At 51.5% G+C, this 25,698-nt stretch carries 28 protein-coding genes and 1 pseudogene; 10 read left to right on the top strand and 19 right to left on the bottom strand.

Annotated elements, in window-relative coordinates:
* Positions 1-5: 5 nt before the first annotated feature.
* The 5 genes from ftsI to mgrB form a co-directional block, all read right to left on the bottom strand.
* Positions 6-1,751 (bottom strand): peptidoglycan glycosyltransferase FtsI, encoded by a 1,746-nt coding sequence (ftsI, locus tag HV243_RS10760; protein WP_016153400.1) that lies wholly within the window; start codon positions 1,749-1,751, stop codon positions 6-8.
* A gap of 219 nt (positions 1,752-1,970) precedes the next feature.
* On the bottom strand, positions 1,971-2,180 hold the full coding sequence (gene cspE, locus HV243_RS10755; protein ID WP_001062678.1) for a transcription antiterminator/RNA stability regulator CspE: 210 nt from the start codon (positions 2,178-2,180) through the stop codon (positions 1,971-1,973).
* Between the two features lie 12 nt (positions 2,181-2,192).
* Positions 2,193-2,336, bottom strand: coding sequence for a DUF2627 domain-containing protein (locus HV243_RS10750; RefSeq protein WP_006684179.1), 144 nt, complete (start codon positions 2,334-2,336; stop codon positions 2,193-2,195).
* Between the two features lie 636 nt (positions 2,337-2,972).
* Complete coding sequence (locus HV243_RS10745) at positions 2,973-3,257, bottom strand: YebO family protein (RefSeq protein WP_016156797.1); 285 nt, start codon at positions 3,255-3,257, stop codon at positions 2,973-2,975.
* Positions 3,258-3,331: 74 nt separating this feature from the next.
* Positions 3,332-3,475, bottom strand: coding sequence for a PhoP/PhoQ regulator MgrB (gene mgrB / locus HV243_RS10740; protein ID WP_016153402.1), 144 nt, complete (start codon positions 3,473-3,475; stop codon positions 3,332-3,334).
* Between the two features lie 164 nt (positions 3,476-3,639).
* Between mgrB and HV243_RS10735 the strand changes: the two genes are divergently transcribed.
* Complete coding sequence (locus HV243_RS10735) at positions 3,640-3,879, top strand: YobH family protein (RefSeq protein ID WP_016153403.1); 240 nt, start codon at positions 3,640-3,642, stop codon at positions 3,877-3,879.
* Between the two features lie 112 nt (positions 3,880-3,991).
* Here HV243_RS10735 and kdgR read toward each other — a convergent pair whose 3' ends face one another.
* Complete coding sequence (kdgR, locus tag HV243_RS10730; protein WP_003833778.1) at positions 3,992-4,783, bottom strand: DNA-binding transcriptional regulator KdgR; 792 nt, start codon at positions 4,781-4,783, stop codon at positions 3,992-3,994.
* A 174-nt stretch (positions 4,784-4,957) separates the two neighbouring features.
* Between kdgR and HV243_RS10725 the strand changes: the two genes are divergently transcribed.
* The gene (locus HV243_RS10725; RefSeq protein WP_016153405.1) at positions 4,958-6,331 is read left to right on the top strand and encodes an MFS transporter; all 1,374 of its coding nucleotides are present in this window, start codon (positions 4,958-4,960) and stop codon (positions 6,329-6,331) included.
* Positions 6,332-6,380: 49 nt separating this feature from the next.
* Here HV243_RS10725 and icd read toward each other — a convergent pair whose 3' ends face one another.
* Positions 6,381-7,631: an NADP-dependent isocitrate dehydrogenase gene (icd, locus tag HV243_RS10720; RefSeq protein ID WP_003030769.1), complete on the bottom strand. Its 1,251-nt coding sequence runs from the start codon at positions 7,629-7,631 to the stop codon at positions 6,381-6,383.
* 202 nt (positions 7,632-7,833) lie between these two features.
* Here icd and rluE point away from each other — a divergent pair, with 202 nt between their 5' ends.
* From rluE to purB, 5 genes are read left to right on the top strand one after another with little or no spacing between them, the layout of a single operon-like run.
* Entirely contained in the window at positions 7,834-8,457 is a 624-nt protein-coding gene (rluE, locus tag HV243_RS10715) for a 23S rRNA pseudouridine(2457) synthase RluE (protein WP_053389061.1), read from the top strand.
* Between the two features lie 13 nt (positions 8,458-8,470).
* Entirely contained in the window at positions 8,471-8,932 is a 462-nt protein-coding gene (locus HV243_RS10710; protein WP_053389060.1) for an NUDIX hydrolase, read from the top strand.
* A 53-nt stretch (positions 8,933-8,985) separates the two neighbouring features.
* A complete protein-coding gene (gene mnmA / locus HV243_RS10705) occupies positions 8,986-10,092 on the top strand; it encodes a tRNA 2-thiouridine(34) synthase MnmA (protein ID WP_003832402.1) in 1,107 nt (368 codons plus the stop codon).
* 34 nt (positions 10,093-10,126) lie between these two features.
* Complete coding sequence (gene hflD / locus HV243_RS10700) at positions 10,127-10,768, top strand: high frequency lysogenization protein HflD (protein ID WP_016153409.1); 642 nt, start codon at positions 10,127-10,129, stop codon at positions 10,766-10,768.
* A gap of 3 nt (positions 10,769-10,771) precedes the next feature.
* Positions 10,772-12,142, top strand: a complete 1,371-nt coding sequence (gene purB / locus HV243_RS10695; protein WP_016153410.1) for an adenylosuccinate lyase — start codon at positions 10,772-10,774, stop codon at positions 12,140-12,142.
* A 74-nt stretch (positions 12,143-12,216) separates the two neighbouring features.
* On the opposite strand, the gene ruvB is transcribed toward purB, so the two are convergent.
* The 6 genes from ruvB to aspS form a co-directional block, all read right to left on the bottom strand.
* Positions 12,217-13,227 (bottom strand): Holliday junction branch migration DNA helicase RuvB, encoded by a 1,011-nt coding sequence (gene ruvB, locus HV243_RS10690; RefSeq protein ID WP_016153411.1) that lies wholly within the window; start codon positions 13,225-13,227, stop codon positions 12,217-12,219.
* 8 nt (positions 13,228-13,235) lie between these two features.
* Positions 13,236-13,847, bottom strand: coding sequence for a Holliday junction branch migration protein RuvA (ruvA, locus tag HV243_RS10685; RefSeq protein ID WP_016153412.1), 612 nt, complete (start codon positions 13,845-13,847; stop codon positions 13,236-13,238).
* An 80-nt stretch (positions 13,848-13,927) separates the two neighbouring features.
* Complete coding sequence (gene ruvC, locus HV243_RS10680; RefSeq protein ID WP_003034867.1) at positions 13,928-14,449, bottom strand: crossover junction endodeoxyribonuclease RuvC; 522 nt, start codon at positions 14,447-14,449, stop codon at positions 13,928-13,930.
* 34 nt (positions 14,450-14,483) lie between these two features.
* Entirely contained in the window at positions 14,484-15,227 is a 744-nt protein-coding gene (locus HV243_RS10675) for a YebC/PmpR family DNA-binding transcriptional regulator (protein ID WP_016153413.1), read from the bottom strand.
* Positions 15,228-15,255: 28 nt separating this feature from the next.
* Entirely contained in the window at positions 15,256-15,699 is a 444-nt protein-coding gene (gene nudB / locus HV243_RS10670) for a dihydroneopterin triphosphate diphosphatase (protein ID WP_016153414.1), read from the bottom strand.
* A 1-nt stretch (position 15,700) separates the two neighbouring features.
* Positions 15,701-17,473 carry an aspartate--tRNA ligase gene (gene aspS, locus HV243_RS10665; RefSeq protein WP_016153415.1) on the bottom strand — a complete coding sequence of 591 codons (1,773 nt, stop codon included), beginning with the start codon at positions 17,471-17,473 and terminating at the stop codon, positions 15,701-15,703.
* Between the two features lie 264 nt (positions 17,474-17,737).
* Here aspS and HV243_RS10660 point away from each other — a divergent pair, with 264 nt between their 5' ends.
* From HV243_RS10660 to HV243_RS10655, 3 genes and pseudogenes are all read left to right on the top strand, one after another.
* Positions 17,738-18,304 (top strand): hydrolase, encoded by a 567-nt coding sequence (locus tag HV243_RS10660; protein WP_016156803.1) that lies wholly within the window; start codon positions 17,738-17,740, stop codon positions 18,302-18,304.
* Positions 18,301-18,396: pseudogene (locus tag HV243_RS25535) on the top strand (hypothetical protein); the annotation flags it as partial. The gene HV243_RS10660 and the pseudogene HV243_RS25535, both read left to right, overlap by 4 nt.
* Positions 18,397-18,669: 273 nt before the next feature.
* A complete protein-coding gene (locus HV243_RS10655; protein WP_181604018.1) occupies positions 18,670-18,912 on the top strand; it encodes a DinI family protein in 243 nt (80 codons plus the stop codon).
* A 134-nt stretch (positions 18,913-19,046) separates the two neighbouring features.
* Here the strand turns inward: HV243_RS10655 and HV243_RS10650 are convergent, their stop codons facing one another.
* The 6 genes from HV243_RS10650 to HV243_RS10630 all read right to left on the bottom strand — a co-directional run bounded on the left by HV243_RS10650 (position 19,047) and on the right by HV243_RS10630 (position 25,644).
* A complete protein-coding gene (locus tag HV243_RS10650; protein ID WP_181604017.1) occupies positions 19,047-20,408 on the bottom strand; it encodes a phage tail protein in 1,362 nt (453 codons plus the stop codon).
* A 59-nt stretch (positions 20,409-20,467) separates the two neighbouring features.
* Positions 20,468-20,701, bottom strand: a complete 234-nt coding sequence (locus HV243_RS25530) for a cor protein (protein WP_104651394.1) — start codon at positions 20,699-20,701, stop codon at positions 20,468-20,470.
* A 115-nt stretch (positions 20,702-20,816) separates the two neighbouring features.
* Positions 20,817-21,509, bottom strand: a complete 693-nt coding sequence (locus tag HV243_RS10645; protein WP_104651395.1) for a hypothetical protein — start codon at positions 21,507-21,509, stop codon at positions 20,817-20,819.
* Positions 21,509-21,820, bottom strand: a complete 312-nt coding sequence (locus HV243_RS10640; protein WP_181541802.1) for a hypothetical protein — start codon at positions 21,818-21,820, stop codon at positions 21,509-21,511. The genes HV243_RS10645 and HV243_RS10640 overlap by 1 nt, the downstream gene beginning before the upstream one ends.
* Positions 21,813-24,989: a host specificity protein J gene (locus HV243_RS10635; protein WP_181604016.1), complete on the bottom strand. Its 3,177-nt coding sequence runs from the start codon at positions 24,987-24,989 to the stop codon at positions 21,813-21,815. Before HV243_RS10635 ends, HV243_RS10640 begins: the two co-directional genes overlap by 8 nt.
* A gap of 55 nt (positions 24,990-25,044) precedes the next feature.
* Positions 25,045-25,644 (bottom strand): tail assembly protein, encoded by a 600-nt coding sequence (locus tag HV243_RS10630; protein ID WP_047389172.1) that lies wholly within the window; start codon positions 25,642-25,644, stop codon positions 25,045-25,047.
* Positions 25,645-25,698 lie beyond the last annotated feature (54 nt).

Genomic DNA, 25,698 nt, shown 5'->3' with positions numbered 1-25,698 from the left:
ATAACTTACAGCGACGGCGAGGATACGTTGCTGCCGTGCATTACCAGCAGATGATCGGAGCCAGGAGGCATACCGTCCGGCTTAACGTTTTCCAGACGCAGGACATCGCCCATTATCTGGCTGAATACCGGCGCAGAGACTGCCCCCCCATAATAAGCACCGTTTTGCGGGTTATTTATAACCACAACCAGCGCGAACTTTGGGTCGCTCGCTGGCGCAACGCCCGCCGTATAGGCCACATATTTATCGACATATTTGCCGTCATCGCCAATTTTCTTTGCCGTTCCGGTCTTAACCGCGACGCGATAATCTCTGACCGCGGCCTTGGTTCCCCCGCCGCCGGGTAGCGCGACGCTTTCCATCATATGTTCAACCTGGTGAACCAACGCCTCCGGCATCACCCGCGTACCGATTACCGGCGGATCGATACGCGTAATAGAAAGGGGTCGATAGATACCAAAACTGCCGATGGTGGCATATACATGCGCCAGCTGGAGCGGCGTCACCATTAATCCATAACCAAATGCGAAGGTTGCCCGGTCCAGATCGCTCCAGTAGCGGCGTTGAGGCATTAATCCGCGACTTTCCCCGGTTAAACCCAGTCCGGTTGGATCGCCAAAGCCAAAGCTTTTATAGGTATTCAGTAATTTCTGTACCGGCATCGCCAGCGAAAGGTGTGACACGCCGGTATCGCTCGATTTCTGCAAAATCCCGGTCAGCGATAGCTCCGGGTAAAATCCGACGTCGCGGATGCGATGCCCATCAACAATAAAAGGATGAGTATCAATCACGCTGTCAGGCTGTACTATCCCCTGCTGCAGAGCGGTCATAATCACCAGTGGTTTTACGGTTGAACCGGGTTCAAAGGTATCGCTAATTGCACGATTACGAAAATCATCCAGTACCGCGCCATCACGGTTATTGGGATTGAAATCGGGAAAGCTTGCCATGGAGAGTATTTCGCCGGTGGCAATGTTGACCAGCACTGCGGCCCCTGATTCCGCTTTATTCCATGTCACGGCATTGTCCAGCGCGTCTTCAGTAACCGTCTGCAAGCGCTCATCAATGCTGAGCTGTAATTCATGCGCAGGCACCGGCATCACTTCCGTGATATTTTCGATGACATGGCCAAATTTGTCTTTCCGTACCAGGCGGGAGCCGGGTTTGCCCATCAACTGGCTATTGAAGCTTTTCTCCAGCCCTTCAATCCCCTGACCGTCAATGTTGGTGAAACCAATCAGATTGGCCGCAACATGTCCGGCGGGATAAAAGCGGCGGGACTCTTCACGCAGGTTGATTCCCGGCAGATCCAGTTTATCGACCCATTCTGCCTGCTGAGGAGAGATCTGGCGCGCCAGATAGATAAACCGCCCGGCTGGATTGCTGTTAACGCGTTCAGCCAGCGTGCTGAGCGAAATATGCAGCGTCTTCGCTAACGCCTGCCAACGTTCGTTATAGCCAACGCCACCCTTGCTGATAATCGTCTTCGGATCGGCCCAGACGGCGTTAACCGGAACGCTTACCGCCAGCGGTCGCCCTTCTCTGTCGGTTATCATTCCGCGTGGCGAAGCGATGGACACCTCGCGTAAGGAACGCATGTCTTCCTGTTTTACCAGATTCGTCGGCGTGACAATTTGCAACCACGCAACCCGCCCCAGCAGCAATCCAAGGCTCAATAATATTGCCACGCAAAGCAGGGCAAAACGTACGGGAGTAAAATTGCGCGCATCGCCGTCGTTTTTCTTTTTCACCCGATCTCCAACAAGATAGTTTTTCAGGTGTCTGATTTAACGGGAAATGCCGCAAGAAAGCGGGGAAAACTATGCTACGAACATCACGCCTTTGCAACAAAGCGCTAATGGATGGGCATTCAGTAATATTTTGACGTAATTTGAATTAAAAAGCCCCGCATAAGCGAGGCTTTATATCTGAGATGGATGCGCAAAAGCGCTTCAAATCAGTGGTGTCGATCAGATAGCTGTTACGTTAACAGCAGCCGGACCTTTCTGGCCGTCCTGAATTTCGAACTCAACGTTCTGGCCTTCAGCCAGAGTTTTGAAGCCGTTACCCTGGATAGCGGAGAAGTGTACGAACACGTCTTTGCTGCCATCAGCCGGAGTAATGAAACCAAAACCTTTAGACTCGTTGAACCACTTAACTTGACCTTTAATCTTTGCCATTTGCAAAATTCCTTAGAGTATTTTCTTCGCCCGCGGGCATAACATAGATAAAACTGAGACATTACTGCTTGAGGCACTAATATAAGGTTCGGCAGAGAAGCGGTATTCAACGTCAACGTGTTTACTCAGGACTTCTTTACTGAAAATGCCACACATAAACAGAACTGTACCTCGTTTAACCCAAAACGTGTTATCACATACAACGTTAATAATGGCAAGCCATTTTTAAACGTGTCTCGATCGGTCGCACAAATCCCGTCGTCCATCAAACAGCAACTGCACAGTTATGCGCCAGATCGAGTAGAATTATATTCTCGCCTCTCTCCCCTATCCCCGCCTGACTTGCGCCATAGCCGGGATATTTCTACCATAGCTCAATAGTTTCAGTTGTTCCAGGTTATCTGTTACGGGTTCTGCCAGATATCATTTTTTATGCTTAGTAATGCATAAAATGTCACAAGCGTAAAAATGAGATCCGCCTTCTGGTTTTGCACCAAAATAATGAAAGAATGATGACAAGGCACAAAAAAAGTAAGAGAAACGTTTCGCTGTTAATAAAACGATCGTTATCACAAAAATGACATAATCATATTTTTTACGTATGGAAGATTATATTTATATCAGACTGGGGATAAGATATTAATTAGTCGGAGCATCTGAAAATACTGAGAATAGATGACTGCCCGGCCGCCAATTACACGACGGGGACAGAAGAAAATAATCTGACGCGCTGACGACAGGATGAAGCAACTGAGAACAACAACAGCCGTTCCTCATCCTGCCATACCTTTTTTACCGCTCAGCTACCAGGCGGATGATGTCATCGTCTTCATCCTTAATGGGCAGTGCAGTAGGCTCTGCTGCTTTCTCGGGTTCGTTAGCTTCGCAAAGGCGACGTAACAAAGCGTTCTGTCTTTTTTGCTGATCTAACAATGCCTCAAGCAGCTCAATCTGCTCGTTAGTACGCGAACTTGCCCGATTGATAAAAAACCAAAGAACAAGCCCAACAATCAGAACCACCACCGATACCGCTAAAGACGCAAAACTCAACGCGCCAGAATTCAAAACTTCGTTCATTTTACCACCTCAATGTAGACAGTGTAGTTTACCACTGCCGCACAAGAAGGTAATCAACTGTTGCGAAAATGCGCTTACCAGGGAATAAATTTATTGAAGGCACAAATACCGCTGAAAAATTGTACGTCCTGATCGCACATGATGTTGAACACCTGCGCCCACATCAGTATGCATACCAGTACAACAACAATCAGCACTACCCAGCGAATTTTTTTCACTCCAGCTCCACTCTTCAACTCCACATCTTATGTCTATAAATTATCATGCGTTACCTAAACCCAGCGTTAACTGTATAGGCATTCAATCTTTTTAGGAATGATTGACTTGTTTCATACCGTGTACAGGCTAATCTAATAATAATGAGAAAAGATAAGAGGTTGTAATGCGTCTGATTATCCGCGCTATTGTGTTGTTAGCTCTCGTTTGGATCGGTTTATTATTGAGCGGCTATGGAATTTTGATTGGAAGTAAGGAGAATGCTGCCGGTCTGGGTCTGCAATGCCAATATCTGACTGCCCGTGGAACCAGCACGGCACAGTACGTCCACACCAGTAGCGGTATCATTGGCCTGTCGGATTGTCCCCTGTTAAGGAAAAGCACGGTCATTATCGATAACGGCTAATAATGCAACATTACATTCGATACGTTATTTACGCCAGGTAACGTTATGACTGTTCATAAAAAACCCCAGGTACAAAATACCTGGGGTTTTTAACATTCGCGATTACGTCAGATTAGAACGGATAGTCGTTATAGCCCATTTGTTCTGAAATCTTGCGCGCTGCCGTATGCAGCATTGCCACATACTCGTGTAAACGCTCTTCTGAGAAACGCAGCGTTGGGAATGAAATACTCAACCCCGCAATAACCACGCCGAAACGGTCAAACACCGGTACGCCGATGCAGCGCAGGCCTTCTTCCTGTTCTTCGTTATCTTCGCCGTAACCCTGCTCACGTACTTTATCCAAGAGTACCAGTAATTCATCAGTATTCGTAATGGTACGATCGGTGCTGCGTTTGTACTCAATGCCATCCAGAATCTGCTTCACTTCATCGCGGTCACGCCATGCCAGCAGAACTTTACCGATAGCCGTACTGTACAGCGGATTACGACGACCAACGCGGGAATACATGCGCAGATTGTACATAGAGTCGATTTTGTGAATGTAGACGATGCTGTCTTCATCCAGCGCACCGAGGTGTACAGTCTCTTTGGTCAGGCGCGAAAGTTCGCGCATCTGAATGTCAGCGCTACGGATAAGATCGACGTTTTGCAACGCGCGCGCGCCCAGCTCGAATAATTTCAGGGTCAGTGAGTATTTCTCAGACTCCCCTTCCTGTGCCACATAACCCAGCGTTTTCATGGTCTGCAAAAAACGATAAACGGTGCTTTTCGACATCATGACGCGTTGCGACAACTCGGTAATACCAATTTCGCGCTCTTCACCCAGCGCCTGCAGAATGCCAAAAACTTTCAGCACGGAAGATACAGAATCGGGTTGCTTATCCAGATCTGCGATTGCCATTTATCACCCCTTTCGAGTGTTTTATAAAAATCAGAACCGGTTTTTATTATAATTTCACGTACCAACCCTCGCAATCGCTCTTTGCTCACTTAGTTACAAATCTGCGACCTAACACCTGAATATCAATGCTAAAATTATTACTCTCATCATAAATTCCACAAATATCGACTTTCTATGGAAAAAATTCAGGCCGATGGTCTGCCATTGCCCCAGCGATATGGCGCAATTTTAACCATTGTTATTGGCATTTCTATGGCAGTACTCGACGGTGCAATAGCGAACGTGGCCCTGCCAACTATCGCCGCCGATCTTCAGGCCTCACCTGCCAGCTCAATCTGGATTGTGAACGCCTATCAAATCGCGATCGTCGTTTCGCTCCTGTCCCTCTCTTTTTTAGGCGATATGTTCGGTTACCGGCGCATTTATAAGTGTGGCCTGGTCGTGTTCCTGCTTGCATCGCTATTTTGTGCCTTGTCAGATTCGTTGCACATGCTGACGCTGGCTCGCGTCGCCCAGGGTTTTGGCGGTGCGGCGCTAATGAGCGTGAATACGGCATTGATCCGACTTATTTATCCCCAGCGTCAGCTTGGGCGGGGGATGGGGATTAACTCTTTTATCGTCGCAGTCTCCTCGGCTGCGGGTCCGACCATTGCCGCAGCAATTCTTTCTATTGCCTCCTGGAAATGGCTGTTTCTGATTAACGTCCCGCTGGGAATAGTTGCCCTGTTGCTGGCGATGCGTTTTTTGCCAGCCAATGCGTCCCGCGGCACTAAACCACGCTTTGACCTGCCCAGTGCGGTAATGAATGCCTTAACGTTTGGCTTGTTAATTACGGCGCTCAGCGGCTTTGCACAAGGACAGTCGCTAAAACTGATTGGTGCCGAGCTTGTGGCGCTTATGGTGGTGGGTTTTTTCTTTATCCGACGCCAGCTCGCGCTGGAGGTGCCGTTACTGCCGGTTGACCTGTTACGCATTCCACTGTTTTCACTCTCGATTTGTACCTCGATATGTTCATTCTGCGCACAAATGCTGGCATTGGTTTCCCTGCCCTTCTTTATGCAAACGGTGCTCGGACGCAGCGAGGTCGAAACAGGCCTGCTGTTGACGCCATGGCCGCTGGCAACCATGGTGATGGCGCCGCTGGCGGGATATCTGATTGAACGCGTTCACGCCGGGCTGTTGGGCGCACTGGGCATGGCGTTGATGGCCAGCGGGTTGTTTTCGCTGGTGCTGCTGCCCGTTTCCCCCTCCGATTTTAATATCATCTGGCCGATGATTCTGTGCGGCGCGGGCTTTGGCTTGTTCCAGTCCCCAAATAATCACACCATCATCACCTCCGCGCCGCGTGAACGCAGCGGTGGGGCAAGCGGTATGCTGGGGACGGCGCGCTTACTGGGTCAGAGTACCGGGGCTGCACTAGTCGCGCTGATGCTAAACCAGTTTGGCGACAGTGGAACGCACGTCTCGCTGATAGCCGCAGGCATTCTGGCCTCGCTGGCAGCAATTGTGAGTGGATTACGCATTACGCAACCGCGAGTTCAGGCATAAAAAAACGGGAACCTCTCGGTTCCCGTTTTCACACAACCCAGTATCTGGATTACATGTTTTCGATGATTGCGTCACCAAACTCAGAACATTTCAGCAGCTTAGCGCCATCCATCAGACGTTCGAAGTCATAGGTTACGGTCTTGGCGTTGATTGCGCCTTCCATACCTTTAACAATCAGGTCAGCCGCTTCTACCCAACCCATGTGGCGCAGCATCATTTCAGCGGACAGAATAATGGAACCTGGGTTCACTTTATCCTGACCTGCATACTTCGGTGCAGTACCGTGGGTTGCTTCGAACAGCGCACATTCGTCACCGATGTTCGCGCCCGGCGCGATACCAATACCACCAACCTGTGCGGCCAGCGCATCGGAGATGTAGTCGCCGTTAAGGTTCATACAGGCAATCACATCATATTCAGCCGGACGCAGCAGGATCTGTTGCAGGAACGCATCGGCGATAACATCCTTAACCACGATCTCTTTACCGGTTTTCGGGTTCTTGATTTTCACCCATGGACCGCCGTCGATCAGTTCACCACCGAATTCTTCACGCGCTAACTGGTAACCCCAGTCTTTGAACGCGCCTTCGGTGAATTTCATGATGTTACCTTTGTGTACCAGGGTAACAGAATCACGATCGTTAGCGATGGCGTATTCGATCGCCGCACGAACCAGACGTTTAGTCCCTTCTTCAGAACACGGTTTGATACCAATACCGCAATGCTCCGGGAAGCGGATTTTCTTCACGCCCATCTCTTCGCGCAGGAATTTAATCACTTTCTCGGCATCTGCAGAGTCCGCTTTCCATTCGATACCTGCGTAGATATCTTCGGAGTTTTCACGGAAGATGACCATGTCGGTCAGTTCAGGGTGCTTAACCGGGCTAGGCGTGCCCTGGTAATAACGCACCGGGCGCAGGCAGACATACAGGTCAAGTTCCTGACGCAGGGCAACGTTCAGAGAGCGAATACCGCCGCCAACTGGGGTGGTCAGTGGGCCTTTGATGGCAACACGATATTCACGAATCAGATCAAGGGTTTCAGCAGGCAGCCAGACGTCCTGGCCATAAACCTGAGTGGATTTCTCGCCGGTGTAGATTTCCATCCAGGAGATTTTACGCTCGCCTTTATAGGCTTTCTCGACAGCAGCATCGACAACTTTGATCATCGGTGGGGTTACATCAACGCCGATACCGTCGCCTTCAATGAACGGGATAATCGGATTTTCAGGAACGTTGAGTTTGCCGTTTTGCAGGGTGATCTTCTTACCTTCCGCCGGAACAACTACTTTGCTTTCCATTCACCTCTCCTTCGAGCGCTTCTGGTTCTGCTCGTCTGTCATCGCGCTGCATGTGCGTTTGCGTCCTGCTGCACGAATGCGTTAGAGCAATTTTTTGTTAATGTTTTGTAATGAGCATGTCAATACTACCCTAATGTTCGTCGCCATGAAAGACACTCGTTCTTAGGCTATAATGCGGCAATTGATATAATCTGAAAATACCATGCAAAAAACTTCTTTTAGAAATCACTGGGTTGAGCGATTCAGCTCACGACAAGTCACCAAACAGCGTAAAGAAAACCAGCCAAAACGCGTGGTTTTGTTCAATAAACCCTACGATGTTTTGCCACAATTTACTGACGAGGCGGGCAGAAGCACGTTAAAAGATTTTATTCCCGTGCCGGGAATCTATGCTGCGGGCCGACTCGACCGGGACAGCGAAGGACTTTTGGTGCTGACCAATGACGGCGCGCTGCAGGCGCGGTTAACCCAACCCGGCAAGCGTACGGGAAAAATCTATTACGTCCAGGTCGAAGGCGAGCCGACAGCAGAAGCGCTGGATGCGCTACGTACCGGGGTGACGCTCAATGATGGTCCCACGCTACCCGCAGGTATTGAAATAGTAGAGGAACCCACCTGGCTGTGGCCGAGAAACCCGCCTATTCGGGAACGGAAAAATATCCCCACCAGTTGGCTGAAAGTTACTTTATATGAAGGCCGTAACCGCCAGGTTCGTCGTATGACAGCGCATGTTGGATTCCCGACGCTGCGCCTCATCCGCTATGCCATGGGAGATTACACGCTGGAAAATCTCGCCAACGGTCAATGGCGGGATGCAACTAACTGAATAAGGAACAGGTATGTTCAAACCGCACGTCACGGTCGCCTGCATTGTGCATGCAGAAGATAAGTTCTTAGTCGTTGAGGAAACAATCAATGGCAAAGCCCTGTGGAATCAACCTGCAGGACATCTGGAAGCGGATGAAACCCTGGTGCAAGCCGCCGCTCGCGAACTGTGGGAAGAGACGGGCATCAAAGCGCAGCCGCAGCACTTCATCCGGATGCATCAATGGATTGCGCCGGACAAAACGCCCTTTTTACGTTTTCTGTTTTCTATCGAGCTTGCCAATATGTGCGCTACTGAACCTCATGACAGCGATATAGATTGCTGTCGCTGGGTCAGCGCAGAAGAGGTTCTCTCAGCGCCAAATCTGCGTTCGCCGTTGGTTGCGGAGAGTATTCGTTGCTATCAGAGCGAACAGCGCTACCCGCTGGCGATGATCGGCGAATTTAACTGGCCGTTTACAGAGGGTGTCAAGTAAGGGGCTGCGTGCTAGAATATGCCGCCTTGAAGTTCAATGTCGTGAGTATTCCTATGTCTGAAAGCCCAAAAAAAGTGATCGTCGGCATGTCCGGCGGTGTCGATTCCTCCGTTTCTGCCTGGCTGTTGCAACAACAGGGTTATCAGGTAGAAGGCCTGTTCATGAAGAACTGGGAAGAGGACGATGGCGAGGAATATTGCACAGCGGCCGCCGATCTTGCAGATGCGCAGGCTGTCTGTGACAAACTCGGCATTGAACTGCATACCGTCAACTTTGCTGCAGAATACTGGGACAACGTCTTTGAACTGTTCCTTGAAGAGTACAAAGCGGGCCGTACGCCAAACCCCGATATTCTGTGCAATAAAGAAATCAAGTTTAAAGCCTTCCTCGAGTTTGCCGCCGAAGATTTAGGTGCCGATTATATCGCCACCGGTCACTATGTGCGCCGCGCCGACGTCGACGGCAAAAGCCGCCTGCTGCGTGGACTCGATGGCAATAAAGACCAGAGCTATTTCCTCTACACGCTCGGTCATGAACAAATCGCGCAAAGCCTGTTCCCGGTCGGCGAACTGGAAAAACCGCAGGTGCGTAAAATTGCCGAAGATCTCGGTCTGATCACGGCCAAGAAAAAAGACTCAACCGGTATCTGCTTCATCGGCGAACGTAAATTCCGCGAGTTTCTCGGTCGTTACCTGCCGGCTCAGCCTGGCAAAATCATCACCGTTGATGGCGAAGAGATTGGCCAACATCAGGGGCTGATGTACCACACGCTGGGTCAGCGTAAAGGTCTGGGCATTGGCGGGACGAAAGAAGGCACGGAAGATCCGTGGTACGTGGTGGATAAAGACGTCGAGAACAACATTCTGGTTGTTGCTCAGGGTCATGAACACCCGCGTCTGATGTCCGTTGGCCTGGTGGCGCAACAGCTGCACTGGGTCGATCGCGAACCGTTCACCGGCACAATGCGCTGCACGGTGAAAACCCGCTATCGTCAGACCGACATTCCGTGCACCGTTAAGGCGCTGGATGCTGAGCGTATTGAAGTCATTTTCGACGAGCCAGTCGCGGCGGTAACGCCGGGTCAGTCGGCTGTCTTTTACAATGGCGAAGTGTGCCTCGGCGGCGGCATTATCGAACAACGATTGCCTCTGCCGGTATAATTACTTACACATCTAATACAAGGAAGCAGTGAACGTGGCAAAGAATTATTATGACATCACCCTCGCTCTGGCAGGCATTTGTCAGTCGGCACGCCTGGTGCAGGAACTGGCGCACCAGGGGCATTGTGATGCCGATGCATTGCACGTTTCACTGAACAGTGTCATCGACATGAATCCCAGCTCTACGCTGGGCGTGTTTGGCGGTAGCGAGGCCAACCTGCGTTTAGGTCTGGAAACGATGCTCGGCGTGCTCAACGCCAGCAGTCGTCAGGGGCTGAACGCGGAACTCACCCGCTACACGTTAAGCCTGATGGTGCTGGAGCGTAAGCTGTCAGCCGCTAAAGGCGCGATGGACACGCTGGGAGACCGCATCAACGGCTTGCAGCGCCAACTGGACCATTTTGATTTGCAGTCAGAAACGTTGATGAGTGCGATGGCAGGCATTTATGTTGACGTCATCAGCCCACTCGGCCCACGTATTCAGGTTACGGGCTCCCCGGCCATCCTTCAGAGCCCACAGGTTCAGGCTAAAGTACGCGCTTCCCTGCTGGCTGGCATTCGCGCTGCTGTGCTCTGGCATCAGGTTGGTGGAGGCCGTCTGCAACTCATGTTTTCTCGTAATCGCCTGACGACTCAGGCTAAACAAATTCTTGCTCATTTAACCCCGGAGTTGTGATCTATGGAATTATCCTCACTGACCGCCGTTTCCCCTGTCGATGGACGCTACGGCGATAAAGTCAGCGCGCTGCGCGGGATTTTCAGCGAATACGGTTTGCTGAAATTCCGTGTACAAGTTGAAGTACGCTGGCTGCAAAAACTGGCCGCGCACGCAGCGATCAAGGAAGTTCCTGCTTTTGCTGCCGACGCAATCGGTTTCCTTGATGCGATTGTCGCTAACTTCAATGAAGAAGATGCTGCGCGTATTAAAACCATTGAGCGTACGACCAACCATGACGTGAAGGCAGTTGAGTATTTCCTGAAAGAGAAAGTGGCGGATATCCCGGAACTGCACGCTGTTTCCGAGTTCATCCACTTCGCGTGTACCTCAGAAGACATCAACAACCTGTCTCACGCGCTGATGCTGAAAACCGCCCGTGACGAAGTTGTTCTGCCGTACTGGCGCAAGCTTATCGACGCGGTGAAAGATTTGTCCGTACAGTATCGCGATATTCCTCTGCTCTCCCGTACCCACGGTCAGCCAGCAACCCCGTCTACGCTGGGCAAAGAAATGGCTAACGTGGCTTACCGTATGGAGCGTCAGTACCGCCAGCTCAATCAGGTCGAAATTCTCGGCAAAATCAACGGTGCAGTCGGTAACTATAACGCCCACATCGCCGCTTATCCGGAAGTGGACTGGCATCAGTTCAGCGAAGAATTTGTCACCTCGCTGGGCATCCAGTGGAATCCGTACACCACGCAGATTGAGCCGCACGACTACATTGCCGAGCTGTTTGATTGCATCGCCCGTTTCAACACTATCCTGATCGACTTCGACCGCGATGTCTGGGGTTACGTGGCGCTGAACCATTTCAAACAGAAAACCATCGCGGGTGAAATTGGCTCCTCCACCATGCCGCACAAGGTGAACCCAATCGATTTCGAAAACTCCGAGGGTAACCTGGGCCTGTCTAACGCGGTTCTGCAGCATCTGGCGAGCAAACTGCCGGTCTCCCGCTGGCAGCGCGATCTGACGGACTCTACCGTTCTGCGTAACCTGGGCGTGGGGATTGGCTATGCACTGATCGCTTATCAGTCCACGCTGAAAGGTGTGAGCAAACTGGAAGTGAACCGCGATCATCTGCTGGATGAACTGGATCATAACTGGGAAGTGCTGGCAGAGCCGATCCAGACCGTGATGCGTCGCTATGGCATTGAAAAACCATACGAGAAGCTGAAGGAACTGACCCGCGGCAAACGCGTTGACGCCGAAGGTATGAAGCAGTTTATCGACGGTCTGGCGCTGCCTGAAGACGAGAAAACACGCCTGAAAGCAATGACGCCGGCCAATTACATTGGTCGCGCCGTCACCATGGTTGATGAACTGAAGTAATCTGTTTTACGCCGGTCAGGCCTGCATCATATCGTAGGCCTGCCAGGCGTAGCGCCATTAGGGATTATTGGATCTTATGGCATTTCCGGCGGCGTAATGCCAAAGTGGTTCCACGCCCGCACCGTTGCCATACGTCCGCGCGGAGTTCGCTGCAGAAAACCTTGCTGAATCAGATACGGCTCCAGCACGTCCTCAATGGTTTCACGCTCTTCCCCAATCGCCGCCGCCAGGTTATCCAGTCCTACCGGTCCGCCGAAGAATTTATCGATAACCGCCAGCAGCAGCTTACGGTCCATATAATCGAATCCTTCCGCATCCACATTGAGCATATCCAGTGCCTGAGCGGCGATATCTGCTGAAATTGTGCCGTCATGCTTCACTTCGGAGAAGTCGCGTACCCGGCGTAATAAACGGTTGGCGATACGCGGCGTACCACGGGCGCGGCGTGCCACTTCCAATGCGCCTTCATCGCTCATTTCCAGTCCCATAAAGCGGGCGCTGCGTCCAACAATGTGCTGCAGGTCTGCCACCTGATAGAATTCCAGGCGCTGTACAATACCGAAGCGGTCACGCAGCGGAGACGTTAACGAACCGGCGCGCGTCGTCGCCCCGATCAGGGTAAACGGCGGCAGATCGATCTTAATCGAACGTGCGGCTGGTCCTTCGCCAATCATGATATCCAGCTGATAATCTTCCATCGCCGGATACAGCACCTCTTCCACCACCGGTGACAGGCGATGGATTTCATCGATAAACAGCACATCGTGCGGTTCAAGGTTGGTGAGCATTGCCGCCAGATCGCCCGCTTTTTCCAGTACCGGACCGGAAGTGGTGCGCAGATTAACGCCCATTTCATTGGCAACAATATTGGCAAGCGTGGTTTTACCGAGACCTGGAGGACCGAAAATCAGCAGGTGATCGAGGGCTTCACCGCGCAGCTTCGCCGCCTGGATAAAAATCTCCATTTGCGAACGCACCTGAGGCTGGCCAATATACTCTTCCAGCAATTTGGGGCGGATCGCGCGATCCACCAGATCTTCAGGGGTCGTGCTGACAGCCGAAATCAGGCGATCTGCTTCAATCATCCTTTACCTCACAATGCCGCGCGAAGCGCTTCACGAATCAGGGTTTCACTGCTGGCATCAGGGCGAGCAATTTTGCTCACCATGCGGCTGGCTTCCTGTGGTTTATAGCCTAACGCCACCAGCGCAGCAACCGCTTCCTGCTCGGCGTCATCCGTTGCAGGACTGGCCGGAGAGGTCAGGACCAGATCCGCCGCCGGCGTGAAGAGATCGCCATGCAGGCCTTTAAAGCGGTCTTTCATTTCCACAATCAACCGCTCTGCGGTTTTCTTACCTATGCCCGGTAATTTCACCAGCGCGCCAAGCTCTTCGCGCTCAACGGCATTAACGAACTGCTGTGCAGACATACCGGAGAGGATCGCCAGCGCCAGCTTCGGCCCGACGCCATTGGTTTTGATTAACTCTTTAAACAGCGTGCGTTCTTGTTTGTTGTTAAAACCATATAGCAGTTGAGCGTCTTCACGCACCACAAAATGGGTGAAGATAATCGCTTCCTGCCCGGCTTCCGGCAACTCGTAGAAACAGGTCATCGGCATATGGACTTCATAGCCTACTCCACCGGTTTCCAGAAGGACCAGCGGGGGTTGTTTTTCAAGAATGATGCCTCTGAGTCTGCCTATCACGTGACGCTCCTGCGTTAAGGGCTAAAAGGTAATGCGCTATCATAAAAAAAGGCTGGATAGATATCCAGCCTCATTTGTCACTAACGTAACCGACCTCGCGCCAGATTCAGCCGCGACTCGCTCATTTGCATGGCGTTCTGGCTGACGTGGCAATGGGTAATAGCAATCGCCAGCGCATCCGCGGCATCCGCCTGCGGATTTGCCGGGAGTTTTAGCAGCGTGCGCACCATATGCTGAACCTGGCTTTTTTCCGCGCTGCCGATACCTACCACGGTCTGTTTTACCTGGCGGGCCGCGTATTCAAAGACCGGAAGATCCTGATTGGTAGCCGCAACGATCGCCACGCCGCGCGCCTGCCCCAGCTTTAGCGCCGAGTCGGCATTCTTCGCCATAAAGACCTGCTCAATGGCAAAATAGTCGGGCTGGAACTGGGTGATGATTTCCGTCACGCCTGCATAAATCAACTTCAGACGTGATGGAAGATCGTCGACTTTGGTGCGAATGCAGCCGCTACCGAGGTAGGTCAGCTGTCTGCCGACCTGACGGATTACGCCATAACCGGTGATGCGCGACCCCGGGTCAATGCCGAGAATGATAGACATCACGCATCTCCTGTTAGTTTATGGCTTAACCACATCATTCGAGCGTTGCAGCAACCTCATCGGAGATTTCGCCGTTGTGGTAAACTTCCTGCACGTCGTCGCAGTCTTCCAGCATATCGATCAGACGCATCAGCTTCGGTGCCGTTTCTGCATCCATATCCGCTTTGGTGGAGGGGATCATAGACACTTCAGCCGCGTCCGCTTTCAGACCAGCCGCTTCCAGCGCATCACGCACTTTGCCCATCTCTTCCCACGCGGTGTAAACGTCAATCGCGCCGTCGTCGAAGGTCACAACGTCTTCAGCGCCCGCTTCCAGTGCCGCTTCCATAATGGCGTCTTCGTCGCCTTGTTCAAAAGAGATCACGCCTTTTTTGCTGAACAGGTAAGCTACGGAACCGTCGGTACCGAGGTTGCCGCCCGTTTTAGTGAATGCGTGACGCACCTCCGCAACGGTACGGTTACGGTTGTCAGACAGACACTCAATCATAACGGCTGTTCCGCCAGGACCGTAACCTTCATAGATGATGGTTTCCATGTTCGCATCATCGTCGCCACCAACACCACGCGCGATTGCACGGTTCAGGGTGTCACGGGTCATGTTGTTTGCCAGCGCTTTATCAACCGCGGCGCGCAGACGTGGGTTAGCATCCGGATCGCCGCCGCCCAGTTTGGCTGCCGTCACCAGCTCACGAATGATTTTGGTGAAAATTTTACCGCGTTTAGCATCCTGCGCTGCTTTACGATGTCTGGTGTTGGCCCATTTACTATGACCTGCCATAAATAATCTCTCCAAAAAGCGCGCCTTCTCAGGCGACGTTAATTACAAACTCTTCAATCGCCTGCCGGTTACTCCACGACTTGGTTAACTGCGCGGCTTCGTGCGCATTAACCCAACGGTAGGTCAGATGTTCGGTGAACACGATCTCTCGTTCAGAGGGAAGTGCCAGGCAAAACCAGGATTCAGTATTACGCTCAATTCCCGGCGCATAGCGATGACGTAAATGGCTAAAAATCTCAAATTCCACCGTGCGCTGACAGTCAATTAAGGTCAGTTGCTCAGTCGCAACATCAATGGCGACCTCTTCCTTTACTTCGCGCATCGCGGCTTGCGACGCGGTTTCACCCTCTTCAAGGCTGCCGGTGACCGACTGCCAGAAATCAGGATCGTCGCGTCGCTGTAACATCAGCACTCTCCCGGTGTCCTTTGCATAAATCACGACTAACACCGAGACAGGCTGTTTGTATCTCATATCAGTTATTCTCAGCCTTCTTAACAACCTGAATGCTCAGTTCCGCCAGCGCGGCTTCGTTGGCAAAGCTTGGCGCTTCAGTCATCAGACACGCTGCAGCGGTGGTTTTCGGGAAGGCAATAACGTCACGAATGTTGTCAGTACCGGTCAGCAGCATCGTCAAGCGATCCAGACCAAACGCCAGGCCCGCATGCGGCGGTGTACCGTATTTTAGCGCATCCAGCAGGAAGCCGAATTTCTCGCGCTGTTCTTGCTCGTTAATGCCCAGAATACCGAATACGGTCTGCTGCATATCACCGTTGTGAATACGCACGGAACCACCGCCCACTTCATAGCCGTTGATGACCATATCGTACGCGTTGGCAACCGCGTCTTCCGGCGCAGCTTTCAGCTCAGCGGCAGTCATGTCTTTTGGCGCGGTGAACGGGTGGTGCATCGCGGTCAGCCCGCCTTCACCATCGTCTTCAAACATCGGGAAGTCGATAACCCACAGCGGCGCCCATTTGGCTTCGTCGGTAATGTTCAGGTCTTTGCCCAGTTTCAGACGCAGCGCGCCCATCGCGTCGGCCACCACTTTCTTGTTGTCGGCACCGAAGAAAATCATGTCGCCGTCTTGCGCACCGGTACGCTCCAGAATCGCGTCTACGATTTCTGCGTTCAGGAACTTAGCAACCGGGCTGGTGATGCCTTCCAGGCCTTTCGCACGCTCGGTGACTTTGATGTAAGCCAGACCTTTCGCGCCGTAAATCTTAATAAAGTTACCGTAATCGTCGATCTGCTTACGGCTTAAGCTCGCACCGCCCGGTACACGCAGGGCAGCCACGCGGCCTTTCGCATCGTTCGCCGGACCAGAGAACACGGCGAACTCAACGCCTTTCACCAGATCGGCAACGTCAACCAGTTCCATCGGGTTACGCAGGTCTGGTTTATCAGAACCGTAACGACGCTCGGCTTCGGCAAAGGTCATGATCGGGAAATCACCCAGATCCACACCTTTAACTTCCAGCCACAGGTTACGCACCAGCGCTTCCATCACTTCACGCACCTGCGGCGCGGTCATGAAGGAAGTCTCAACGTCGATCTGAGTAAATTCAGGCTGACGGTCAGCACGTAAGTCTTCATCACGGAAGCATTTTACGATCTGATAGTAGCGGTCAAAACCGGACATCATCAGCAGCTGTTTAAACAGCTGAGGAGACTGCGGCAGCGCGTAGAACTTACCTTTATGAACACGAGAAGGAACCAGGTAATCGCGCGCGCCTTCCGGCGTAGCTTTGGTCAGCATCGGAGTTTCGATGTCGAGGAAGCCGTGATCGTCCATAAAACGACGCACCAGGCTGGTAATTTTGGCACGCGTTTTCAGGCGCTGCGCCATTTCAGGGCGACGCAGATCCAGGTAGCGATACTTCAGTCGCGCTTCTTCGGTGTTTACATGGTTAGAGTCCAGCGGCAGCGAGTCTGAACGGTTGATGATGGTCAGATCGGAGGCCAGCACTTCAATTTCGCCAGTCGCCATATCGGCGTTGACGTTTTTCGCGTCACGCGCACGCACGGTGCCCGTAACCTGGATACAGAACTCATTACGCAGTTCGGAGGCCAGCTTTAACGCATCCGCACGGTCCGGATCGAAAAATACCTGCACGATACCTTCGCGGTCGCGCATATCGATAAAGATCAGGCTACCAAGATCACGACGACGGTTGACCCAACCACACAGAGTCACCTGCTGCCCCTCGTGGGACAGACGTAGCTGTCCGCAATATTCTGTACGCATGAGATATCCCTTAACTTTGCCGCAGGCGGATTGTCACCTGTCTCGCAGGTGACGAAGTCGCAGCTTTAGCTGAATGTCACAACTGAATGAAAAAAGGCGGCTATTATACTGGAAATTCTGCCGCACGATAAGTCCGGTACTGACTGTACGCCTGTTTCCTGGACGGGCATTGCGTAATCTCACAAAAAATAACAAAAATTGTCGTCCCTTTCACACTGATTCGCGATTAAGGTGTAACGGAATTCTTTTTTTACTGGAGTGATCATGCTGGAACTGAACGCAAAAACAACCGCTCTTGTTGTTATTGATCTACAGGAAGGTATCCTGCCTTTCGCTGGCGGCCCATACTCGGCAAACGACGTGGTTGCCCGCGCCGCGCAGTTGGCGGAAAAATTCCGTGCCCACGGTTCCCCGGTGGTAATGGTGCGCGTCGGCTGGTCTGACGATTATGCCGAAGCGCTGAAACAGCCAGTTGATGCTCACGCTCCGGCCAAAGCGTTACCCGAAAACTGGTGGAATTACCCGAGCGCTCTGGGTAAATGCGCCAGCGACCTCGAAGTGACCAAACGCCAGTGGGGGGCTTTCTACGGCACCGATCTGGAATTACAACTGCGTCGTCGGGGCATCGAGACCATCGTCCTGTGCGGCATTTCCACAAATATTGGCGTGGAGTCAACGGCGCGAAATGCGTGGGAGCTGGGTTTTAATCTGATCGTTGCAGAAAACGCCTGTAGTGCCGCCAGCGCTGAGCAACATCAGGGCAGCATGACGCATATTTTCCCGCGTATCGCACGCGTACGCAGCGTGGACGAGATCCTGCAAGCGCTATGATTTATATCGGTTTACCCCAGTGGGCGCATCCCAAATGGGTGCGTCTGGGGATCACCAGCCTTGAAGAGTATGCCCGCCACTTTAACTGCGTGACGCGCGAATTTTAAAAATCACTAAAGAGCGCCCAAGAGCATGAGTTTTCTTTAGTTAAATCAATACACTATATTTAGTGTTCATATGAAATTCACCAAAGTTCACACAAGTCAAAACGTCCCATACATGCCCCAAAGTGTCCCAAAACAGATTTTTTTGCCCCATTGATGCCCCAGGAAATCTCTTCAAAACTGCCCCTACGAGCACCTTGACACTGTATAAACAACCAGTTAAAAATAACTGTATATTTACCCAGCAAAAGGATTGAAGCGATGTTTGTGGAACTGGTTTATGACAAGCGTAATTTTGAAGGTTTGAAAGGTGCGAACGATATTATTCTCGGTGAGTTGGCGAAGCGGATTCATCGTATCTTTCCTGATGCTGACGTTCGCGTTAAGCCGATGATGTCGTTGCCAGCAATCAATACTGACGCCAGCAAACACGAAAAAGAGCGCATCAGCTCGACAGTTCAGGAAATGTTTGAAGAGGCTGATATGTGGCTGGTTTCAGATTAAACGCCTTGAACCGTCATATTGCTTAAGTACAATCTGCCGTGGCTGGCAATCATTCAATACTCGCACTATCGAACGTTCGCCAGTCGGCCGCAATCATGCTCTTGCATACGGCATGGTTGCGGCAGCTGTCATTTTTACGACTGAGTATCCTGCTGATTTTGCTGGCGCTCGCGTTCAGCTTTTTCCATTGCCTCCCGCGCTTCCTCTTGCCTCTGATTCCAGAGACTATCAGACGGCATCTCCACACGAACTGAAACATACTGATCTGCCGGGATATCAATTGGATTTCCATTTTTTATGGTTTCGGTGAAACCGCCAGCCTCATCTTTTACACCAATCAGATTGCGGGCAAACTCCGGTGCATCGGGATAGGTTCGATGGAACGTTTTCACCAGAACAGAACCATCTGGATTTACCTTGTAATCCAGCCATATCAAAGGCTGTCTGTTTCGGTCTTTAGGTATATCAAAACCGCCATCTGTGCCGCCCCATGCGGGATCGGAGTTAAGACCAAGACACCCCTCAATAAGATACTCGCCTACGCCGATGCGGGATACTTTGCAGCCCTCAGACTCCATGTTATTTTCGCCAGTCCCATCACCAAATATCTTCACTACTGGTGAAGCTGCCTTGATTGTCCCGTCCGAAGCCGTTGTTGTATTTAGTGCAGTCCATATTTTATTCCAGTTTCCGTACCAGTAATTACTCGGAGAACTGGCGTTCGCGGCGCGAAAACCCTGAAAAGCGTTACTGAAGGATAGCTGGAAACACGCATCCCTCGCAGAGTTATCAGGCCACCCACGGCAGGTAATCACTCCAACAAGAGCATTAGTTAAACCCGAGCCAGGCATATTACTGCCAATATCAACCCCACCAACAATTCCCACTGGAGTTTTATTCATTAAGGCATGAGAAGCAATTCCTCTTAAATCATAAACATTCTGCAAGGCAATTCGTAGCGGGGCATTTACAAAGCTGTAATTTGCTGAATCATAGTTCTCCGTTGCGCAACTCCCTAAACCAAGGTTTACCCTGGCTACAGTCTTATCCGTAACATCCCCTAAGTTCGCGCCTTTTTCCATTTTCCCGGAGAGAGACGATGCTATTCCATTCCATGCTGGTCCTGTCCAGGTTGAACCATCAGGCAGTTTGACTGTGACATTCCCTGTGCCGCTGAAAATACTTTGCCAGTTCTGCTTGTCATAGTTCAGCCCGCGCAGGGCTTCAGCAGCTTGTGTTACTACAGCTGCGGTGACCAGGTTCATGGCGATACGAGGAACTGCATACCAGGCCGCACCAGATTGCGTTGGCCCGGTGAAATTACTCACCAGCGTCAGTGATGTGTTGCTGTTAATGGTCTTAACCGGGAGGGTGTATGGAATACCGCCGACCATAGCGACAATAAAATCACCGGCCGCCAGTTCTGTAGTGAATGCGGTTCCGCTGCCGGCTACAGCAGCAGAGTTATTCGTCAGGGTTAAGGTTCCTGCTGACATGGATATCTCCTGAATTCAGATAATAAAAAACCCACCGGAGCGGGTTATTTTTTGTAGGTTTAATTCGAACAGTTCGAACTGGTGAAATTATTCTTATTCACCCATCGCCAGTTAAATGGATAACCGGCCTGATATTGTGTCTGGTTTACAATTTTACGTATCCCGTAAATGAGCACGTCTGTTTCCTGATTGCCGATCATCGCCGTTGCTGTACATAAGGGTAATTTCTTTTCGAGAGTGCCGGAACATGCAGTTAATGATAAAAATGCAAGAACGATTAATATAATTTTCATATTGTTACTCGCTGTAGTTATTCATATTCAAAATATCAATAGCGGACAACAATAGATAATAGATTTAACAGATCATTTAAAATACATTGATCGTTTAAAACGATCGTACAGGCATTCAATATTTTGACACTTCAACTGCAATAACTGTATTACCTGCATTTACAGGGGCCATTGGCTGCGCGCTACCAGATGGAATTGCCTGAGTGGCAGCGGTATAAATTCGGGTGCTGGCCCCGTTATATACAGCTGTAAAAGTAACCGGAACAGGCCAGAGCTGACCGCCCGGTCCACCGCCAGATATTCGCCATACCTGCTGACCTGCAACATCCGGGATAATTGCCCATTTACCCGCTCTGCTCTCGTCAATATAAATGCCTCCATTTGCCCCGATTGTTCCGACAGTTACCACGTCCGTCAGGATTTTCGATTCATGAGTAATAACCAGATTCCCCGTCTGGTCGTCCCAGACAGCCAGCCCATACGGAGGATTTGGCATGGGCTGAGGGAATATAGTGAATAAATAGACTGTCAGGGTAAATGCGGTATTTAGTATCTCATAGGCCCGTACAGCCAGTTGTCCGTTTGATTCAATCCAGACAGCACACGCGGCCTGACGGGATGTCAGAACAAACGGGATAACAGGTTGTGTTGCATCAGGTATATTAACCAGTTGCTCAATATAATGTAGAGCACCATTCGATACTGACGAAAACGTCTGCTTTGAATACAGACAAACAGGTACTGACTGGGGGGTGATAAATGTTTCGCCGCTTTTCAACGATAATAACGCACCATATCTGTTAGCCATTATGCATTTTCCAGAAAAACAAAAACATAGCTCTCATTTGCCTGAGGCTGGTTCAGAGAGTTATCAGTGCCTGCGCCAATTACAATACTATTGCCTGAAACGGTTATTGTTCGGCGCCCCTCTACATACGCTATAGTTTTTGCCAGACCCAGCATATATCCGAGCCTCTTCCCTGCCGGCACGTTGAACGAATATGCACCTGACGTCTGGCCGGCACTCAGCTTTATCGTTCCAATGATTGATATTGGTTTAATACCAAAGTTTGCTGATGATCCGTCCTCATGCCAGCAATCAAAACCAAAATCAGACATTAGGCGCTACTCCGGTAATATGCCCCAGCTGTACCAGCAGTCGCCCGCTGGGCCCAGTAAATGACAGGTTGTTATCAGCCTTAGACAGACACCAACCGCCCTGATTTGCAATTTTATAGCCCGTAGACCAGAATGCGCCTGAGATTTTGCCGTTAGTAATCGCAGCATCCGCAATTTTCGCACTGGTGATACTGGCGTTCTGAATAAACGCATCGCTAATAAATACCTGACCATTAACAACAGCAAACGGAGAATACTGCGTATCACCACTGCCACTCATCAGGACAAACTGGTTGGCGTTAAACCCGACGCGGGTGACTACCGGCTTACCGGCCTCCGCCAGTACAGCAATGCTCATCCCGGCGTTGTACATCACGCCATTGATACGCACGCCCGTTTTAAGCGTGTAGATTGCCGATGCACCAGTGGCATCCACTACCGCCGTCAGCTTGTCTTCCAGCGCCGCCGTTACGTCGTTAAGCTGCGCCTGCACCTGCGTGGACATTTCTGCCATTGCCTGATTCACATCGGCGATCGTGGTCTTCACCACCAGAATGTCGGCCCTGACCTCGCCGTACTGCGCGAACTGATGTTCAACAGTTCCGTGGTTCGCCAGAGCATTCTGCAAGATGCCCTCTATGTTGGTATCAATGTCGCTCGTCAGCCGATCACCATCTTCTGAAGACAGAAAATCGTCCGTAATATCACCCAAATAATCATCGGCGTTATCGTTCGACATTCCCCGAATCCATTCGGTATACCCTGATTCGTTCCCACTTTTATCGACCAACTGCGCGCGGTACCAGAACTCCTGCCCCGCTTTCAGTCCGAGCTGCGTGTATTCCGATGACGGGTAAGGCACATCACTCAGCAGCAGCGGATTTGAGAAATCACTGTTTGCGGTGTACTGAATTTCCGTTTTCAGCGTGTCCCCGGTGTTAGCCGGGAATCCCCAGTTCAGGCGAATCCCCCAGTTGATCGGCGTTGTCGCAAAGCCGACAGGTTTCGGCGGATTTCCCACCTTGCCCGTAAGCGTTTTCTCTTCGGAGTAGCCCCAGCCAGAGGAAATTTCAGAGGCATTAATAGCGCGCACACGCACGAGGTAGCGCCCGGCATAAATACCCGATACATCAAATGACGTGGTGGAGCTGCGCGGCACGTTAACCCAGTTCCCGTCGTTGCGGCGCCATTGCGCTTCATAGGCGATAGCGTTCTGCGCCTGGTCCCAGCTCACGCGCATCGTTTCGACGCTGATATTTTGCTGAACCACGGAAAAGGAGCTGATCACGATGTTCGCAGGCGGCGACTGGTTACCCGGTGGGATCACACTCACCGGCCGCTGGTCAATGATGGCTCCGGTATCGATACGGGCATATTTATCCGGGTCGTGCCATGCGCCGGTAATCGAGAAGGTACCATCATTGTTATCGGAGACACTGACAACACGATACTGCTGGGCGTAGAGTTCATTTGACTCAACCACCCATACAGCTTCGGCCTGTGGTGTCTCACTGTATGCCGTGGTGACTGTGACTGATTCCCCGTTAACCGCCTGAATAGTCCTGCTCTGTGACACACCGGAGGGAAGATTGAGAATAAGGCGATCACCTGCTGCTGCATCAGCTACGCGGTCAAGTTTAATCACGCGACCGTTAACAGCACTGATGCGGCCGCCCATAACTTTGCCGGACAGAAGCTCGTCTGACACGGCGATGATGTATCCCGGCTGCGGAATGTTTCCGTCCAGGCCAACATCAAACGAAACAACGCGATCCTTGTTGTTGGTGAGAATACCCCAGCGCCCCTTTCGGTTCGCTTCTGATTGACGGGTACAGCCGATGGCTGTCATTTCCAGCTGATTAAATCCGTACCGGGCCACCAGCGCCTGCTCAAATACCGGCTCCATCGCGTCAGCATAGGCGTTACCTGGATCTGACCATGATACCAGCGCTGTGGTGTAGCGGCTTTTCGTGGTACTGCTCGAATAGGTGAATCGACCGCCAACAACATTAGCACGCGTGTAGCTGTAATCAACATCGCGCGGCATGTCAGCCAGGGCCACAATCTGATCCCCACCCCAGTAGGTCATGCCACGGAAGATAGCAGCAAAATCACGCAGGACTGTGTAGGCGTCGTTCCGGTCCTGAATGTACACGTTGCAGGTATAACGTGGTTCGGTACCGTTGCCCCCTTTGCCGTCTGGTACCATCTGATCACAATACTGGGCAACCTGATAAAGCGTCCATTTATCAATATTCGCAGCGGTCAAACGGTGCCCGAGGCCGAACCGGTCAGAAACAACCAGATCGTAAAAAATCCACGCAGGGTTATCCGTCCATGCCCACTTAAACGCACCGGTCCATGTACCGCTATAAGTGCGGGTTTCAGGGTCGTAGGTATCCGGAACGCGGATAACGCGGCCGCGGGGCTCGCAGGAGATCTGCGGGATAGAGCCGTTAAACTGGCTGGAATCGAATTCGATGTAGAGTAACGCTGTGTTTGGATAGCGTAATTTGGCGTCAATCACCTCAGTGAAGCTCTGCAGCGTCATCGTGTCGCCGATCTTCGCGCTGTTGGCATCAGGGGTAATCTTGCGCAGGCGGATTGTCCAGGTGCTTCCAGCCTGCGGTAAATCAATACGGTGGCTACGCTCGTAACCAGACGTCGTTTTTCCGGTCACGCTCGTATTGAGTACCGTCTGCCATGCGCCGCCGTCCGTCTGCAGGTCAATCGCATAATTGACCGAGTAACCGACCAGATCACCGTCGTCCTCCTGTTTGAAAAGCGATGGCCATTTCAGACGCAGGCGAACTGCTGAAAGCTGCGTATTGGTAAACGTTCGCGTCCAGGCTGTGGCGCTTGATACCTCAGTTCCCACGCTGATCTCGTTTTCGGTACCGGGAATACCCTGAATATACTTTTGCGCCTGCGTTCCCGCGCGAAACTCCCACGTCACTCCGCTGAAGTTTTGGGAGCCGTCGGCATTCTCCAGCGCCGTTCCGTCCAGGTAGATATCTTTGCCAGTTAGCTGTCCTGCAAACTCCCCCTCCCCAAGCGCAATGAGGATTTTTGCCTTCGCTACAGATTGCAGATCATCAGGCTGTTCGGTAGGGGTTCGGGAACTGGAGCTGCCGCCCTTGCGGCCCTTTAACACTTTATCTGTAGCCATATTGCGCCCATAAAAAAAGCCACCCGAGGATGGCCAGAAAAAAAAGGTTAGTTACCTACTGCTGATCTTCGACATAAATTCCCGCAGAAATAATCGCTCCGCCTATCCGCCGGCGGCCATACAGGAGCGGCACCGGGTAACCTTGCGCCGCGGTGTTTGTTACGCCACCAAACGCGTAGGATGCACGGTTATCTGCGCTTTGTTTGCTGGCCAGACCTGCAGGTTGAGGAGATAGCATTTGGACAACCCCCCCCAGCATCATGGCCGCACCGAATTTCGCAGCCCCGTACCCCACAGCTGATAGAGTGCCACCTGAGAAATAGCCAATGGCTACCCCAACAACGACGAGCACGGCGCCAAGAATTGTCTGTAATACCCCGGCTTTTTTACTTCCGATCACCACAGGGACAATTCGAATAACCTCCCCTGTTACCGGAAAACCAAAATCATCTTTTCCGATATTTTTTTTATCTTTAAAGACGGCGTAGGTCAGGCCCCTTGCTTTGCTGGTTATCAAAAATTTCTCCAGCCCGTCTATTGTTTTTGTAACAGAGTTGATCGCCTCTGCGGTTGTTCTTATTAAGCGATGGTGAACCTTCCCGTAGGTTTTGCCCAAAACACCGCCGAGCTCAATTCGGGTCATAACCTCTGACATTTTCATTCCCCATAAAAAAAGCCACCCGAAGATGGCTTAGATTATTTTTGGCTT

It is taken from the genome of Citrobacter sp. RHBSTW-00599, from assembly GCF_013784065.1.
Classification (GTDB): Bacteria; Pseudomonadota; Gammaproteobacteria; order Enterobacterales; family Enterobacteriaceae; genus Citrobacter; species Citrobacter braakii.
The sequence above is the reverse complement of the archived record's forward strand: the minus strand, read 5'-3'. Positions and strand labels throughout refer to the sequence as shown.

Coding starts and splice junctions, on each gene's coding strand:
- cspE (WP_001062678.1), bottom strand. CDS start 2,180: ATGGCAAAGATTAAAGGTCAAGTTAAGTGGTTCAACGAGTCTAAAGGT.
- HV243_RS10750 (WP_006684179.1), bottom strand. CDS start 2,336: ATGTGTGGCATTTTCAGTAAAGAAGTCCTGAGTAAACACGTTGACGTT.
- HV243_RS10745 (WP_016156797.1), bottom strand. CDS start 3,257: ATGAACGAAGTTTTGAATTCTGGCGCGTTGAGTTTTGCGTCTTTAGCG.
- HV243_RS10735 (WP_016153403.1), top strand. CDS start 3,640: ATGCGTCTGATTATCCGCGCTATTGTGTTGTTAGCTCTCGTTTGGATC.
- kdgR (WP_003833778.1), bottom strand. CDS start 4,783: ATGGCAATCGCAGATCTGGATAAGCAACCCGATTCTGTATCTTCCGTG.
- HV243_RS10725 (WP_016153405.1), top strand. CDS start 4,958: ATGGAAAAAATTCAGGCCGATGGTCTGCCATTGCCCCAGCGATATGGC.
- icd (WP_003030769.1), bottom strand. CDS start 7,631: ATGGAAAGCAAAGTAGTTGTTCCGGCGGAAGGTAAGAAGATCACCCTG.
- rluE (WP_053389061.1), top strand. CDS start 7,834: ATGCAAAAAACTTCTTTTAGAAATCACTGGGTTGAGCGATTCAGCTCA.
- HV243_RS10710 (WP_053389060.1), top strand. CDS start 8,471: ATGTTCAAACCGCACGTCACGGTCGCCTGCATTGTGCATGCAGAAGAT.
- mnmA (WP_003832402.1), top strand. CDS start 8,986: ATGTCTGAAAGCCCAAAAAAAGTGATCGTCGGCATGTCCGGCGGTGTC.
- purB (WP_016153410.1), top strand. CDS start 10,772: ATGGAATTATCCTCACTGACCGCCGTTTCCCCTGTCGATGGACGCTAC.
- ruvB (WP_016153411.1), bottom strand. CDS start 13,227: ATGATTGAAGCAGATCGCCTGATTTCGGCTGTCAGCACGACCCCTGAA.
- ruvC (WP_003034867.1), bottom strand. CDS start 14,449: ATGTCTATCATTCTCGGCATTGACCCGGGGTCGCGCATCACCGGTTAT.
- HV243_RS10675 (WP_016153413.1), bottom strand. CDS start 15,227: ATGGCAGGTCATAGTAAATGGGCCAACACCAGACATCGTAAAGCAGCG.
- nudB (WP_016153414.1), bottom strand. CDS start 15,699: ATGAGATACAAACAGCCTGTCTCGGTGTTAGTCGTGATTTATGCAAAG.
- aspS (WP_016153415.1), bottom strand. CDS start 17,473: ATGCGTACAGAATATTGCGGACAGCTACGTCTGTCCCACGAGGGGCAG.
- HV243_RS10660 (WP_016156803.1), top strand. CDS start 17,738: ATGCTGGAACTGAACGCAAAAACAACCGCTCTTGTTGTTATTGATCTA.
- HV243_RS10655 (WP_181604018.1), top strand. CDS start 18,670: ATGTTTGTGGAACTGGTTTATGACAAGCGTAATTTTGAAGGTTTGAAA.
- HV243_RS10650 (WP_181604017.1), bottom strand. CDS start 20,408: ATGTCAGCAGGAACCTTAACCCTGACGAATAACTCTGCTGCTGTAGCC.
- HV243_RS25530 (WP_104651394.1), bottom strand. CDS start 20,701: ATGAAAATTATATTAATCGTTCTTGCATTTTTATCATTAACTGCATGT.
- HV243_RS10645 (WP_104651395.1), bottom strand. CDS start 21,509: ATGGCTAACAGATATGGTGCGTTATTATCGTTGAAAAGCGGCGAAACA.
- HV243_RS10640 (WP_181541802.1), bottom strand. CDS start 21,820: ATGTCTGATTTTGGTTTTGATTGCTGGCATGAGGACGGATCATCAGCA.
- HV243_RS10635 (WP_181604016.1), bottom strand. CDS start 24,989: ATGGCTACAGATAAAGTGTTAAAGGGCCGCAAGGGCGGCAGCTCCAGT.
- HV243_RS10630 (WP_047389172.1), bottom strand. CDS start 25,644: ATGTCAGAGGTTATGACCCGAATTGAGCTCGGCGGTGTTTTGGGCAAA.